The sequence below is a fragment of the Rhodanobacter sp. FW021-MT20 genome, assembly GCF_041107475.1.
Classification (GTDB): Bacteria; Pseudomonadota; Gammaproteobacteria; order Xanthomonadales; family Rhodanobacteraceae; genus Rhodanobacter_A; species Rhodanobacter_A glycinis.
In genome coordinates this window covers 11021-24360 of record NZ_JBGBPX010000027.1, presented here as the reverse complement: position 1 = coordinate 24360, position 13340 = coordinate 11021, and the positions used below count along the sequence as shown (strand labels likewise).

Annotated in this window: 9 protein-coding genes and 1 pseudogene; 5 read left to right on the top strand and 5 right to left on the bottom strand. The window is 64.2% G+C overall.

The features are described 5' to 3' along the window. Nucleotides 1–58: 58 nt before the first annotated feature. Together AB7849_RS18475 and AB7849_RS18470 are read right to left on the bottom strand one after the other, a co-directional pair. Entirely contained in the window at nucleotides 59–2023 is a 1965-nt protein-coding gene (locus AB7849_RS18475) for a heavy metal translocating P-type ATPase (protein WP_008208556.1), read from the bottom strand. 15 nt (nucleotides 2024–2038) lie between these two features. Beyond that, nucleotides 2039–2317 (bottom strand): metal/formaldehyde-sensitive transcriptional repressor, encoded by a 279-nt coding sequence (locus tag AB7849_RS18470; RefSeq protein WP_008208553.1) that lies wholly within the window; start codon nucleotides 2315–2317, stop codon nucleotides 2039–2041. A 685-nt stretch (nucleotides 2318–3002) separates the two neighbouring features. Here AB7849_RS18470 and AB7849_RS18465 point away from each other — a divergent pair. The 3 genes and pseudogenes from AB7849_RS18465 to AB7849_RS18455 form a co-directional block, all read left to right on the top strand. Then, entirely contained in the window at nucleotides 3003–4754 is a 1752-nt protein-coding gene (locus AB7849_RS18465; RefSeq protein ID WP_369501507.1) for a copper resistance system multicopper oxidase, read from the top strand. Continuing rightward, nucleotides 4751–5866, top strand: coding sequence for a copper resistance protein B (locus AB7849_RS18460; protein ID WP_369501506.1), 1116 nt, complete (start codon nucleotides 4751–4753; stop codon nucleotides 5864–5866). The genes AB7849_RS18465 and AB7849_RS18460 overlap by 4 nt, the downstream gene beginning before the upstream one ends. A 13-nt stretch (nucleotides 5867–5879) precedes the next feature. Then, nucleotides 5880–6437, top strand: a pseudogene (locus tag AB7849_RS18455) (c-type cytochrome); the annotation flags it as partial. Between the two features lie 105 nt (nucleotides 6438–6542). Here AB7849_RS18455 and AB7849_RS18450 read toward each other — a convergent pair. The 3 genes from AB7849_RS18450 to AB7849_RS18440 all read right to left on the bottom strand — a co-directional run bounded on the left by AB7849_RS18450 (nucleotide 6543) and on the right by AB7849_RS18440 (nucleotide 8796). Beyond that, entirely contained in the window at nucleotides 6543–6926 is a 384-nt protein-coding gene (locus AB7849_RS18450; protein WP_008208527.1) for a hypothetical protein, read from the bottom strand. Between the two features lie 225 nt (nucleotides 6927–7151). After that, on the bottom strand, nucleotides 7152–7982 hold the full coding sequence (locus AB7849_RS18445; protein ID WP_008208529.1) for a hypothetical protein: 831 nt from the start codon (nucleotides 7980–7982) through the stop codon (nucleotides 7152–7154). 73 nt (nucleotides 7983–8055) lie between these two features. Next, on the bottom strand, nucleotides 8056–8796 hold the full coding sequence (locus tag AB7849_RS18440) for a hypothetical protein (RefSeq protein WP_008208531.1): 741 nt from the start codon (nucleotides 8794–8796) through the stop codon (nucleotides 8056–8058). 433 nt (nucleotides 8797–9229) lie between these two features. Between AB7849_RS18440 and AB7849_RS18435 the strand changes: the two genes are divergently transcribed. Both AB7849_RS18435 and AB7849_RS18430 read left to right on the top strand, forming a co-directional pair. After that, on the top strand, nucleotides 9230–10231 hold the full coding sequence (locus AB7849_RS18435; protein ID WP_008208532.1) for an efflux RND transporter periplasmic adaptor subunit: 1002 nt from the start codon (nucleotides 9230–9232) through the stop codon (nucleotides 10229–10231). Continuing rightward, a complete protein-coding gene (locus AB7849_RS18430; RefSeq protein WP_008208534.1) occupies nucleotides 10231–13257 on the top strand; it encodes an efflux RND transporter permease subunit in 3027 nt (1008 codons plus the stop codon). The genes AB7849_RS18435 and AB7849_RS18430 overlap by 1 nt, the downstream gene beginning before the upstream one ends. The last annotated feature ends 83 nt before the right edge of the window (nucleotides 13258–13340 follow it).

The following is a 13340-nucleotide window of genomic DNA, read 5'->3' as shown; positions in this document are numbered from 1 at the left end:
CATTCGGCAGAGCTGAGGTTTGTTGCTTGCTCCCCGGACGGAGCGAGGCAGGGAGACGTCAATTCGGCAACGGATCGGGTGAAACAGCTGCCTTCCGGTCGATGCGGTCCATCGTCGGCAGCAGCCGCGCCGAGTTGAGGATGAAGGCCATCTCCGAGGCGACATGGATGAAGGCTGCCCCCAGCGGGTCGAGCACGCCGGAAGCGGCCAGTCCCACCCCGATCACGTCGACCACGATCGTTCCGATGAAGTTGGCCCAGATGATCCTGCGGGTGCGTTGCGCGATCACCAGCGTGTCGACGAAGCGCGACAGGTCGTTGCCCAGCAGCACGATGTCGGCGCTCTCGCGGGCGACGTCGGTGCCCGATCCCATCGCTACGCCGACGCTTGCGGCGGCCAGCGCTGGCGCATCGTTGATGCCGTCGCCCAGCATCGCCACCCGGCGTTTCGCCGCAACCAGCGTCGTCACGCGGGCGTGCTTGTCTTCCGGCAGCAGGTTCGCCTCGAACTCGGTGATGCCCAGTGAGTCGGCAACGGCTCTGGCCACGGGTTCGGTGTCGCCGGTCAGCAGGAGCGTGCGCATGCCCAACCGCGCCAGTGCATCCATAGCGGCGCGGGCTTCGGGGCGCACCTTGTCCGCCATTGCAATGGTGCCGAGTAGCCTGCCGTTGCGCGCGACATGCACTTCCGATGCCGCCGCGTTTCCGGCCCATTGCCGAGGGACGTCCACGCCAAGCTCGGCCATCAGCAAACGGTTGCCGGCCTGTAATGTCGAGCCACAGGCTTTTGCGACGATGCCGCGCCCCGGCGTGTAGTGGAAATCGTCCGGTTCGGCGACAGTGCGGCCTTGCGCCAGGACATGCGCGACGATCGCCTTGCCCAGCGGATGTTCGGAGCGTATTTCCGCCGTCGCGGCGGCATCGAGAAGATCCGCGGCCTGTATGCCTTCGACCGGAGTCACCTGCCGCACTTCGGGCTTTCCGAAGGTAAGCGTGCCGGTCTTGTCGACCACCACGGTGTCGACGCGTCCCAGCGTCTCCAGGTACAGGCCGCCCTTGACGATGGCGCCCAGGCGCGCGGCCCGGCCGATGGCGCCGAGGATGGCCAGCGGCGTGCCGGCCGCAATGCCGCATGCTCCTGCCACGATCACCACCGAAATGGTCGATCGCATGTCGCGGGTGATCAACCACGTGAGCACCGCCGCCGCCAGGGCGAAATACACGAGATAGCCGGCCAGTTGATCGGCCAGGCGCTGCACGGGAGCGCGCGAGCGCTCGGATTGCTCGACGGCTTCGATGATCTTGCCGTAGCTGGTATCGCGTCCCAATCGCTCGGCGCGAACCTCGATGGCACCAGACTGGTTGATCGATCCGGCGAAAACGCGGGAGCCTGCGACAGCCTCCACCGGCATCGACTCGCCGGTAATGCGCGATTGATCGAGGAACGAATGCCCGCCAGTCACCACACCGTCGACCGGCACGCGTCCGCCCGGATTGACCAGGACCGCGTCGCCCATCGCCAGATCGGCTGCATGGATCTCGGCGACGCCGTCGGCGCGGCGTACGGTGGCCGAGCGAGGCAGGAAATCCAGCAGGTCGCGAATCGCGCTGCGTCCGCGCGACACCGTCATGCCCTCCAGCACTTCGGCGACCAGCACGAACAAGGTAATGACCAGCGCGGTGAAGAATTCGCCGATCGCCGCGGCGGCGATCAACGCGATGCTCATGGAAAGCTCCATGGTCATGCGTCGCGCCAGCATGTTCCCGGCGGCTTCGCGGAAAACCGGCCAGCCACCGACCAGTACGCCGACGATGCCAATCACGCTCACATCGGCGAACGGTTCCCACACACGAAACCACACGGCCGCTGCGGCGCCGGCAACGAACGCGATGCGTGCGGCTTCCTTGAGGTCGAACGCGTGCTCGTGGCCGTGTTCGCCGTGGTCGTGTGCTTCGTGTGCGACGGTGCGATCCCGCGTGGCCTCCGCGAGGTCCTCGCCGTGCGGGGATAATTCTGACGTCATGGAAATCCCCGCTGGCTATTTGAGGTAGGCGCGGACGACGTCGATCAGGTCGGCGGCGCCTCTGGACTTGTCCGGGTCGGCTTCGTGCCGTGGATCGACCACGTGAAAGCGGATGTGGTCTTCCAGCAGTTCGACCATCAGGCCGTTGGTGGCTCCGCGAACGGCGGCTACCAGGTGCAGGATCTGGCCGCAGTCTTTCTCGTCGTCCAGCGCCCGTTCGATGGCTTCGACCTGGCCTCGCAGGCGGCGCACGCGATTGAGCAGTCTGGTTTTGTCGCGAGTGATGTGCGTCATGGCCCGGTTTCCCGTGGAAAGGCAAATATCATACCCACCTATGGTATATGAAGAAGGGCGATACATCCCGTGGCCGCGCCGGCCGACCGCCTGGCCCGACTCGGCGCAATGGTTCGCCAGCAGCCCGCTTGAACCCTCGTCCAGAGTTGTTCGGTCACGGCGCCGTGTCTATCCTGCCGGGATGATCCCCACGCTGCGCCGACTCACGCGTTCCCGTTGCCTTCGCGCAATGAGCGTGTTCGCGTGGCTGATGCTGGTGATCACTTCGGTTACGGCTGCGCCTGGAGGCATGCCTGTCCAGGATGCGTCTTCGGTGCATGCGGCAACCTCGATGGCCGGCGACCACGGTCACCACGATGGGCCTGCGACTCGCTCGGCGACGGCAGTTCATCACCTGGCCGATTGCTGCGGTGGCCATGCGGCGTCGGGTTGCCACTGTCCTGCGATGTGCGCCACCGTGGTGCCAGCGGCGTTGGCGATGATCGTCCCCATGCCGTTCTCCGTCCGCTACGGCATGCCGTTGCAGGTCCTCGCGCCTTCACCGGACGCGGCGCCGCCGCTTCGGCCACCATCCACCTGACGCTCCCTCGCTGACCATGCCCGCGGTCTGCATCAGGCCGTCGCGTGCTTTTGTCGAATCGCGATCGGCTTCCGTCGCGATCGGCTTCCGTCGTGGAGACAGTCAATGAATTCCCCGTTTTCCCGCATGGCCGACCCGTCGCGGCGGCGCTTCGTGCAGGGCGTTGCCCTGGGTGGCGTCGCCGCTGGCCTGGGGCTGCTGCGTGCGCCCGGCGCCCTGGCCTCCGGTCGCCCGGCAGGCATCGTCGGTGCGAGCCATCCGCACGCCTTGAGTGGCACCGATTTTTCCCTCGCTGTCGGCGAAGCCCCGGTGAACTACACCGGCAGGTCGCGCATCGCCACTACCATCAACGGCGGCATTCCCGGCCCGGTCCTGCGCTGGAAGGAAGGCAGCACCGTCACCTTGCGCGTGACCAATCGCCTGAGCACGTCCACCTCGATTCATTGGCACGGCATCCTGCTCCCCTTCGAGATGGACGGCGTGCCCGGCATGAGCTACCGCGGCATCGCGCCGGGTGAAACCTTCGTCTACCGATTTCCGGTGAGGCAAAGCGGCACCTACTGGTACCACTCGCATACGCGTTTCCAGGAGCAGGTTGGCGTGTACGGGCCGATCGTGATCGAGCCGGCCGCCGAGCGGTTTCCGAGTGATCGCGACTACGTGGTGATGCTCAACGACTGGAGCGATGACGACCCGGAGCACATCTATGCCACGCTGAAGCGACAAGGCGACTACTACAACTTCGCCGAACCCACCGCCCCGGAATTCTTCCACGACGTGCGCGAACTGGGCTTGCAGAAGGCACTGGCGAAGCGGCGCATGTGGAATCGCATGCGCATGAGCCCCGCCGACCTCAGCGATGTTTCCGGTTATACCTATACCTACCTGATGAACGGTCATGCGCCGGCCGGCAACTGGACCGGACTGTTCCGTCCTGGCGAAAAGGTCCGCCTGCGCTTTATCAACGGCTCGGCCATGAGCATCTTCGACGTGCGTATCCCGGGCCTGAAGATGACGGTGGTCGCCGCCGATGGCCAGGATGTCGAGCCGGTGTCGGTCGACGAGTTTCGCATCAGCGTGGCCGAGACCTGTGACGTGCTGGTCGAGCCACGGGATGATTGCGCCTATACCATTTTCGCCGCCTCGATCGACCGCAGCGGCTACGCCCGAGGCACCCTGGCGCCACGCGAGGGCATGCAAGCCGAGCTGCCGTCGATGGATCCGCGCCAGCGGCTGACCATGGTCGACATGATGGGCGCGATGGCCATGGCGAGGCCGTCGGCTCATGGAGCGATGCACGGCATGGACATGCCGGGCGCGGCCATGCAGCCGATGATCATGGCCCATCATGCACGTACCGAATACGGCTCCGGTGTGGACATGCGTGTGGGCATGCCGCGCACCAACCTCGACGATCCCGGCGTGGGGTTGCGCGACAACGGCCGCAAGGTGCTCACCTATGCCGACCTGCATACCATCGGCGGACCGCTCGACCCGCGTGAACCTTCGCGCGAAATCGAGCTGCACCTGACCGGCAACATGGAGCGCTACAGCTGGTCGTTCGACGGCGTGAAATTCGCCGATGCCAAGCCCGTGCACTTCCGCCATGGCGAGCGCCTGCGCATCGTGCTGGTCAACGACACGATGATGAATCACCCGATCCATCTGCACGGCATGTGGAGCGAACTGGAGAACCCGGATGGGCGATTCCAGGTGCGCAAACACACCCTCAACGTGCAGCCGGCGCAGCGCATCAGCTACGCCGTCAGCGCCAATGCGGCAGGGCGATGGGCCTATCACTGCCATATGCTGTATCACATGGAGGCGGGCATGATGCGCGAGGTGGTGGTGTCATGAGCGCGCGTCATCGCACCTTCGCCTCCACCTTGTCACTTCTGTTGATCGCCTTGCTGACGTTGCCATGGGCCGTTGCCGCGCAGACCGCACCGGCCTCCGCTAGCAGTTCGGCGACGGCACCAGCGATGCCGATGACTACGATGGGTCACGGCGACATGGCACACATGTCCATGGCAACGCCTGCCACCGACAAGAAAAAGGAAAAATCAGCCAAGGGAAAACCGGCTGCACACGCAGCGACAATGGATCACATGCACGGCATGAATCACTCTGCCAAGCCAAACGTGCGCGACGAAGCCCCCATCGTTGGTATGTCCAACGGCGCCATGCAGAACATGGATCACCCGTCGCCTGCTGATGGCTCAATGGACGGCATGTCGATGGGTTCGATGCAAGGCGGCCGCGCACCGCAGGACGCACGCAGCCCGGATTATTCCGATGGCGTTGGCTACGGGGCGGTGCAAGCCCACATGGGCGGAAATGACGTCATCGGCAAGCTGCTGATCGACCAGTTGGAAGCTTTCGACGGTCGTGATGGCCACGGCCAGTCGTGGGAGCTGGAGGGCTGGTACGGCACCGATGCGAACAAGCTGTGGTTGCGCAGCGAAGGCGAGCGCAGTGCCGGCAAGCTGCAGGACGGCGATGTCGAAGCCTTCTGGAGCCATGCCATTGCCGCGTATTGGGACAGTCAGCTGGGTGTTCGCCACGACATCGGGGCAGGCGGCCCCGGTCGCACCTGGGCAGCGTTCGGCGTGCAGGGACTGGCGCCATACTGGTTCCAACTGGAAGCGACTGCTTATGCGGGTTCGTCCGGTCGCACCGCCGCGCGCCTGCGTGTCGACTACGATGTGTTGTTCACCCAGCGCCTGATCCTGACGCCCGAACTGGAAGCCAATTTCTACGGCAAGCGCGATCCGGCACGGGGTATCGGCAGCGGCTTGTCGGACGTCCGGTTCGGGCTGCGCCTGCGCTACGAAATCCGGCGTGAATTCGCGCCGTATGTCGGCATCAACTGGGTGCGCCGCTTGGGCCAAACCGCCGACTATGCCCGTGCCGCGGGCGAGCACACACTGGACCGGCAGATCGTTGCCGGTATCCGCGTCTGGTTCTGATCAGGAGAGCATCGTGAAAACACACATCAGGCATTACGGCATCACCGTGGTGGCCACGCTCGGGGTGCTCACCCTGGGCGCGGCCGCATTTGTCTATTCCGGCATGTACAACATCGGTGCCGACGACCATCACACCAAGCCCGTCTTCACGTTGCTGCAGACCTTGCGTGATCGCTCGATCCACCTGCGATCCGAAGACATCAAGGTACCGAACCTCGATGATCCACAGCTGATCCTGAAAGGCGCGGGCCAGTACGCGGCGATGTGCACCAGCTGCCACCTTGAGCCGGGAGTCGAAAATTCGGAATTGCGCAAAGGCATGTACCCGCAACCGCCGAACCTGTCCAAGGTGCGCGTTGATCCACGGGAGGCCTTCTGGGTGATCAAGCACGGCATCAAGATGAGCGCCATGCCGGCATGGGGAATGGCGGGCCACGACGATCCCACCATCTGGAGCATGGTGGCGTTCCTGCAGAAGCTGCCGGCGATGACGCCTGCGCAATACAAGGACATCGTAGCGAAGGCTCCGCCGGACGATGACATGGATGCCGATACCGGCGGGCACCATCATTAGCTTTGGATCAGGCGGAGCCGGGACCATGGATCGGACAACAGTCCGGTGTGCCGAAGAGCGTGCGCACCCTCGCGGGTGCGCACGCAGGTAGCCGTACGCTGCTTACTGTTCGTCGTTGTCGTCGCCACGGTGCCCATCATGGTGCCAGCCGCCGTCATCGCGTTCATGCCAGTCGCGGTGCCAGCGATCGCGATCCCAGTCACCGCGCCTGTCGTGGTCCCAGTCGCGGTGCCAGCGGTGGTAGTAGACGACTTGCGGTTCGCGGTAGATCACGCGCGGCTCGTAATACGTCGAGCGCGTGTAGTAGACCGGCGGCGGATAGTACGCGGGTGCGGAGTAGACCTCGACCGGTGGCGGAGCGATCAAACCGCCGAGGTTGATACCCACGAAAACGTGCGTATGGGCAGATGCCGCCACCGGGATCATCATGGCAAGTGCCAGTGCAGAGCCAGCCAGAAGGCGGATGGTGCGTTTTGTTGTTTTCATGTGGTCCTCCTTGCTATGCAGCGGGCCTGTGGATTTGCCCGACGCAGACAGGTTGCGGCGAACGGCTTAGCGCACGCTTAGAGCCATGAACCACGTTCAGCGTACGGTTTGCCATCGATCTCCATTGACAGCGAGTGTCTGTCCTTGCGATGGCATCCCGAACGATAACGCTCGGCGGCCGGACAAACCGGCCACTTGCTTCGAGCGCCGGCGCCGCAGCCTTCCTCAGAACGTGTATTTCAGCGTGGCGCCCACGCCGTAGTCCGGGCTGCCGTTGGCGAATCCGCCCATCACGTAGGTTTGCAGGCGCAGGCTGTCGTTGAACTTGTGGTTCCAGTAACCGGTGAGTTCACTCTGCGCCCCGCCGCCGGTGGCGATCCGCTCGCGGTAGTAGTAGTACGCGCCAAAGCTGTCGTTCCGACTCAGCTTGTAGCTGGCACCCAGCGTCGCGTTGAAGCCGTTCTTCAGCTGGATGTATTGCGAGCTGCCGTACTTCATCCAGCCCACACCGCCGAATGCGGTCCAGTTGCCGTAGGCCTTGAAGGTGTCCAGCGAAAGGCCGTAGTCGTTCTTGCCGGTGCCCAGACCCTTTTCCGCGTCGGCGGTGCCGAATTTCACCTTGCCGGTGAGGTCGACGCCAAAGCTCTGGTCGTTGCTGGTGAACAGATGGTAGTCGGCCGAGGCCACAACGTCGCCCAGACCCGAGGCTGAGCCAGTGCTGGCCACCGGCGTGGTGCCGCCGCTATTGCCGTGGCCGTGACCACGCGACTTCGGGTTCTTGTTGTTCACGTGGCCCACACCCGGAATCACGTCGCTGGGACCGCTGACGTTGATGTAGGGCAAGACCAGCTTGAAGGTCCAGTTGCTGGTCTCGTACTCGGCGGTGACCGGCACCGACCAGATGTCGGTGGTGGTGGTGCTGCCGTACTTGCCGCTGCTGTAGTCGGCGCCTGCCGAAAGGCTGAACTGGCCGTTGTCCGTGGTGGCGGCGTGTGCCGCCGGTGCGCCGACAAGCAGCAGTCCGCCAGCCACCACCCAATAGGATTTGTTATGCATGCAATCGTTTCCCTTAAAACTCAAGAAAAGCGAGCCCGGCATCAGCCAGGCCCGCCGGAAGGAGAGACCAGACTCAGCCGCCTGGACGGCCGGCGTGATCGGGATGATCGGGGCGATCCGGACGCTCAGGGCGATCCGGACGCTCGGGGCGATTCGGGCGATCCACCTTGCTCACGCGGTCTGGATGGCTGGCCGTGTCATTATTGCGGCCATGCGCCAGCTCGACGCGCTCAACCTTGCTGTGCTCTTGATGATGCGCGTGTTCGGCGACTTCGCCAGCATGCTTTGGCGAACGCATCACGTCGCCCAGTTTGAAGCCCATGTTCTTGGAGATCTGGCCCCAGCCTTCACCAGCGGCACGCTCGGCCAGCACACCCTTCAGATCGATGCTGGTGCCATTGGCTAGTACAAGGGTGCCGCCGTTGAGCGCAGCAGCAAGTTCGGCCGAGGTGGGATCACTGATGCCGGCCTTGGTGAGACTGGCTTCGGCCAGCGACAGCGCAATCTTCACGTTGCCGTAGCCCATCTTGCCGGTGTCTGGCGTGAACGTGGTGGCGGTGGCGCTGCCGCCAACTGTGGTGGCTGGCTCGGTCAGCGTGATCGGGCTGCCGTTGCGCAGGCCGTGCACCAACGCCTGCGCGTTGTCGTCGGAGCCGGCGAACGAGGTGAACTCCGTGCCCAGCCGGGTCGCCTCCCGGCTGGTGGTGACACTGGTCGTCGTCGTGCTGCTGGTCTGTGCCAGCACCGGCGTGGCAGCGAGCGCGACGAGCACGCCAGCGCTGAGCAGCGCGAGCGTGAATGAGCGTGTTTTCATGGATGTCTCCCGGAACGAAGTGATGGCATATCCCCTGATTGCGTGGGCCACGAGCATCCTGCCTGGCTTCTCCATATCGCTCTTCAACGTCATGCGAACGACGGCGGTGTGGTCACCGTGTGGAACCGCCGGAATATGCTTCTACATAACCCCGCACTCGCACAAGGTCGCGAACGGATCGGATTCAGCGGGCATTCCCGCAAAAGTGTGTCCTGCATTCAGGTTGCAAGAACTTGCGTTAGTTGACGATCATTTTGCGTGGCCCGTTCTGTGTCTTCACTGCTGCCGCTGGCGGAAACAGTCACTCCTTATGGCGGCATCCCGAATATCGGATATGTCATCGAATTGATGGGGTGGTGTTTGCCCTGAATCCCTATACTCAACCCCGAACGGGTTTCAACCCGCAAGACTGTGGTGTGAGGTTTATTCGTCCATGCTGCTGAGAGCCCTGTTGTTATTCGGCGCGGTCGCACCCGTCATGGCGCATCCCGTGACGCTACCGGCACGCGCGGTGAGCTACCAGCCGGAAACGCACGCTTGGGCGCAGGTGGAATCGATTGCTCCGCTGGTGCTGCGCAGTACCGTGCCGGCGCGTGTGTCGAGCGTGCATGTGACTCCGGGGCAGGTAGTGGCCGCGGGTGAACCACTGGTGAGCTTCGGCGGCCCTCAACTCGACGGTGAGCTGGCGGCGGCACGTGCGCGCCTGCGTGCCGCACAGGGCGAATTGACGGCGGCGCGGAATACGGCGGGATCGGCGGCGCGCACGTATCCGCTTGTAACCAACCGTCAGGCACTCGGATCGGCACAGTCCGCACTGGCTGCTGCGCAAAGCCGGCTCGTCGCAGCGCAAGCCGCTCTGGCGACGTTGCGTGCGCAAAAAACCGTGAGCAGCCCGCTGGCCGCCGTGGTCAGTGAAGTCAGTGTCGCGTCCGGAGCGGATTTGTCGGCAGGCGCGCCCGTGGTGACGCTGTTGCCGCGTGGGCAACTCTGGCTCAGGGCGGAATACTTCGACGCCGCGCCCATTCCTTCGACCATCACGGCGCATTTCACCCCGACGGGTGGCGCAGCGACGCAAACCGTTCACCTGGTGGCTGAATTGCCGGCTCGTGCCGCCGATGGTGCGCGCATTCTGGACTTCGCGGCGATTTCTCCGGCTGCCTGGCAAGCAGGGGATACGGGAGATCTGGTCATGAGCGGTCCGCCGCGTGCTGCGGTCGCCGTTCCCGCAAGCGCGCTGATTCTCGATGCCGGCAAATGGTATGTATTGACCGATACAAGCGGAAAGCTGGCGCGACAGCCAGTGGTACCAGGACCTGCCCAAGGCACCGATGTCGTGATTACAACGGGCCTTCGGCCGGGCGTTCCGGTTGTGGTGCGCGAGGCTTACCTGCTTTATCACCGCAATTTCGCGGCCCAATACACGCCGCCCGACTGATGCAGTGGCTGACTTTCCTGCGGCGACCGCTGTTGTGGCTCATGCTGTTTGGCATGCTGCTGGCCTATGGCGTCTATGCGCTTTGGCGCATTCCTGCGGAGGTCTTGCCACGGTTTGATTTTCCACAGGTCAGTGTGGTCGTTCACGCCCCCGGTTACGCCACGCTCGAAATGGAATCGCTGGTCGCGCGCCCCCTGGAAGGGCAATTGATGGGCTTGCAAGACCTGCAAACCTTGCATGCGACGATTGCCCAGGGCACGGTGCAATTCACCGCGCGCTTCACCCAGGGCAGCAATTCGCAGCTTGATCTGCAAGCGGTCTACAGCGCCATTGATCGCGCGCGTTCCAGCCTGCCGCCCAGCGTGGCGCCGTATGCCGAGATCATGGGCAACGCGGTGAACGAGGTCGCCGATTACGGCGTGAAGCTTCCGCCCGATGTTCCTGCGTGGCAGGCCGAGGACGCCATTCGCACGCGCGTGCTGCCGACACTGCGCGCATTGCCGGGTGTCCAGCGCGTGGAACTGTTCGGGGCGGGCCCTCCGACGCTGTGGATCCAGCCTGACCCCGCTGCGCTGATTCAGCATCATGTGGGGGTGGATGCGCTGGCCCGCGCCATCAGTGGTGCGGCCGTGCTATCACCCGCCGGCCGCCTCGTGGCAGGGCATCAGGACGTACTGGTCGAGGTCCGCCATTTGCCGCTGGATGCGCGCGATGTGCTGGCCATTCCGGTGCCGGCACCGGGTGGCCCGGTTCCCGTGAGCGCACTGGCCAGGGTGGTGAACACGCCACCGGATGTTCATTACGGTCTGCAGGTCGACGGACAACCCGGCCTTGCGTTGATCGTCTTCAAACAGCCGGATGCCTCCACGATTCCCGTCGATGCGGCCGTTGCGCGCACGCTGGCGTCGCTGCAGGACCAGTTGCCCCGCGGTGTGCAATGGGTGCCCGTCTATCGTCAATCGCACCTGGTTTCGGTGATCGGCGTCGACCTGACCCGAAACCTGTTGATCGGCGGAGCGCTCGCCATTCTCGTGTTGGTGTGGCTGCTGGGACGCCATCATGGCGTGGGCGTGCTGGCATTGAGCATTCCGACCGTCGTGCTGCTGACCATCGGCGGGCTGTATGCCCTTGGGCAAAGCCTCAACCTGCTCACGTTGGGTGCGTTGACGCTTGCCGTGGGACTGCTGGTTGATGACGGCATCATCGTGCTGGAGGCGATCCAGCATCGCTGGGAACGCGGCTCTGCCGGCTGGGACGGGGTGCAGGCCGGCGTGACGGATATTGCCCTGGCCGACACCACCGGCACGCTGACGACGGTGGCCGCCTATCTGCCGTTGCTGGCGGTCACCGGATTGGCCGGGCTTTTCATGCGCCCGTTCGCGTTGACCATGAGCCTGGCGCTGCTTGTATCGCTGGTGGTCTCGCTGACGCTCGTTCCGCTGGTGCTCGGGCGACGTGGCGATTACACCGGGCACCGCTTCGCCAGCGGCCAGCGTTTCCTGGACTGGCTGGCCCGCGGAAATGAAAAGCTGCTCGACCTCACCTTGCGCCGTCCCGGTACGAGCCTGCTCGCCACGGCCATCGTTTTCATCATCGCCGTGGCCGTGCTGGCGATCATTCCGGTGAACTTCCTGCCACTGCCCAACGAAGGCGTATTGCTGGACAGCTTCACGTTGGCGCCTGGCACATCGCTGGATGAAGCCATCATCGCCTCGAAACGAATGAGTGCTGCACTGCAGGCAGATCCGGCTGTCGCCCATGTGTTCGCGCGTATCGGCTCGGCCGATGACACGGCTTATACGGAGCAAAGTTTCGCCGGAGAAATCCAGATAGTGCTCAAGGCCAACGTCAATGCGAACAGCCTTGATCAGCTGTCCGCTCACTTGCGCGATGTCGCGCGTCAGCCCGGGGTTGTGCAAAGCATCGACACGCCAACCATCGAACGTGTGGGCGAGAGCCTGTCAGGGTTGCCACAACCGTTCGAGATCACGATCTTCGGCAACCACATCGATACCCTGCGTCATGTGTCCGAGTCCGTTGCAACAAGATTGAGGAAGGTGCCTGCGCTTGCCGATGTCTTCAACGATGATGCCTATCCGGTCACCCAACTGCAGATCAGCCCGCGCACTCAGGTGCTGCGCAGCTTGCAGCTCACCCCGGCCGATCTCGGCAATCAACTCAATTTGCTGCTGAGTGGCAGGGTGCTGGCAAGCATGCCTGACGGTGCAAGCCATCTTGACCTGTATCTGCGCCAGGCGGATGCGCCCTATCTGGATCTCTCGCAACTGGGGCGCGAGCCGATCTCCACGCAGCAGGGACCCGTACCACTGTCGCACGTGGCGACACTGCAGTTGCAGGCACAACCCAACCAGATTGAACACTTCGATGGCGAGCGAGCCCTGACGATCATGGCCACGCCGCTGGGGCCGCTCGGCAGCACCATTGCACACGCCAGGGCGGCCTTGCGCGGTTTGCACCTGCCGCCCGGCTATCGCATCACGTTCGGCGGCATGTATCCCGAACTCATCCACACCGCCGAGGCCATGGGGGCGGCGGTGCTGGTGGCATTGTTTCTCACGCTGGGCATTCTTGCGTTGCAGTTCGGTGGCCTGCGCCTGCCGCTCATCCTGTTGCTGCAGGCACCGCTCGCTTTTACCGGCGGGGCGCTGGCGCTCGCCATCTCCGGCGTGGGGCTCAATGCCACCGGCTTGATCGGCCTGCTCACCCTCGTCGGCGTCAGCTTGAATCACGGCATCGTGTTGCTGGCGTATGTGCGTGCCCACGAGAAGCAAGGCATGGCGCCGCACGATGCGGTGCGTCGTGCCGTCCGCGAGCGCCTTCGCCCGATCGTGCTGACTACCTTGACGGCAGCGCTCGGCATGCTGCCCACGGCATTGGGTTTCGGGGCCGGTGCGGCACCGGAACAAGGATTGGCCATAGTGGTGCTCGGAGGCGTGCTGTGGAGTGCGTTGCTGTCCACCAATCTGCTGCCGGCGCTGTATCTGCGTTGGGGGCGCGCGTCATGAAGCGCTTCATGGGCGTCATCGCCATGGCGCTGATGTGCGCCGGTTGCGCCACTTACCAGCCGCTGCCGCTGGCGACGCAGGCA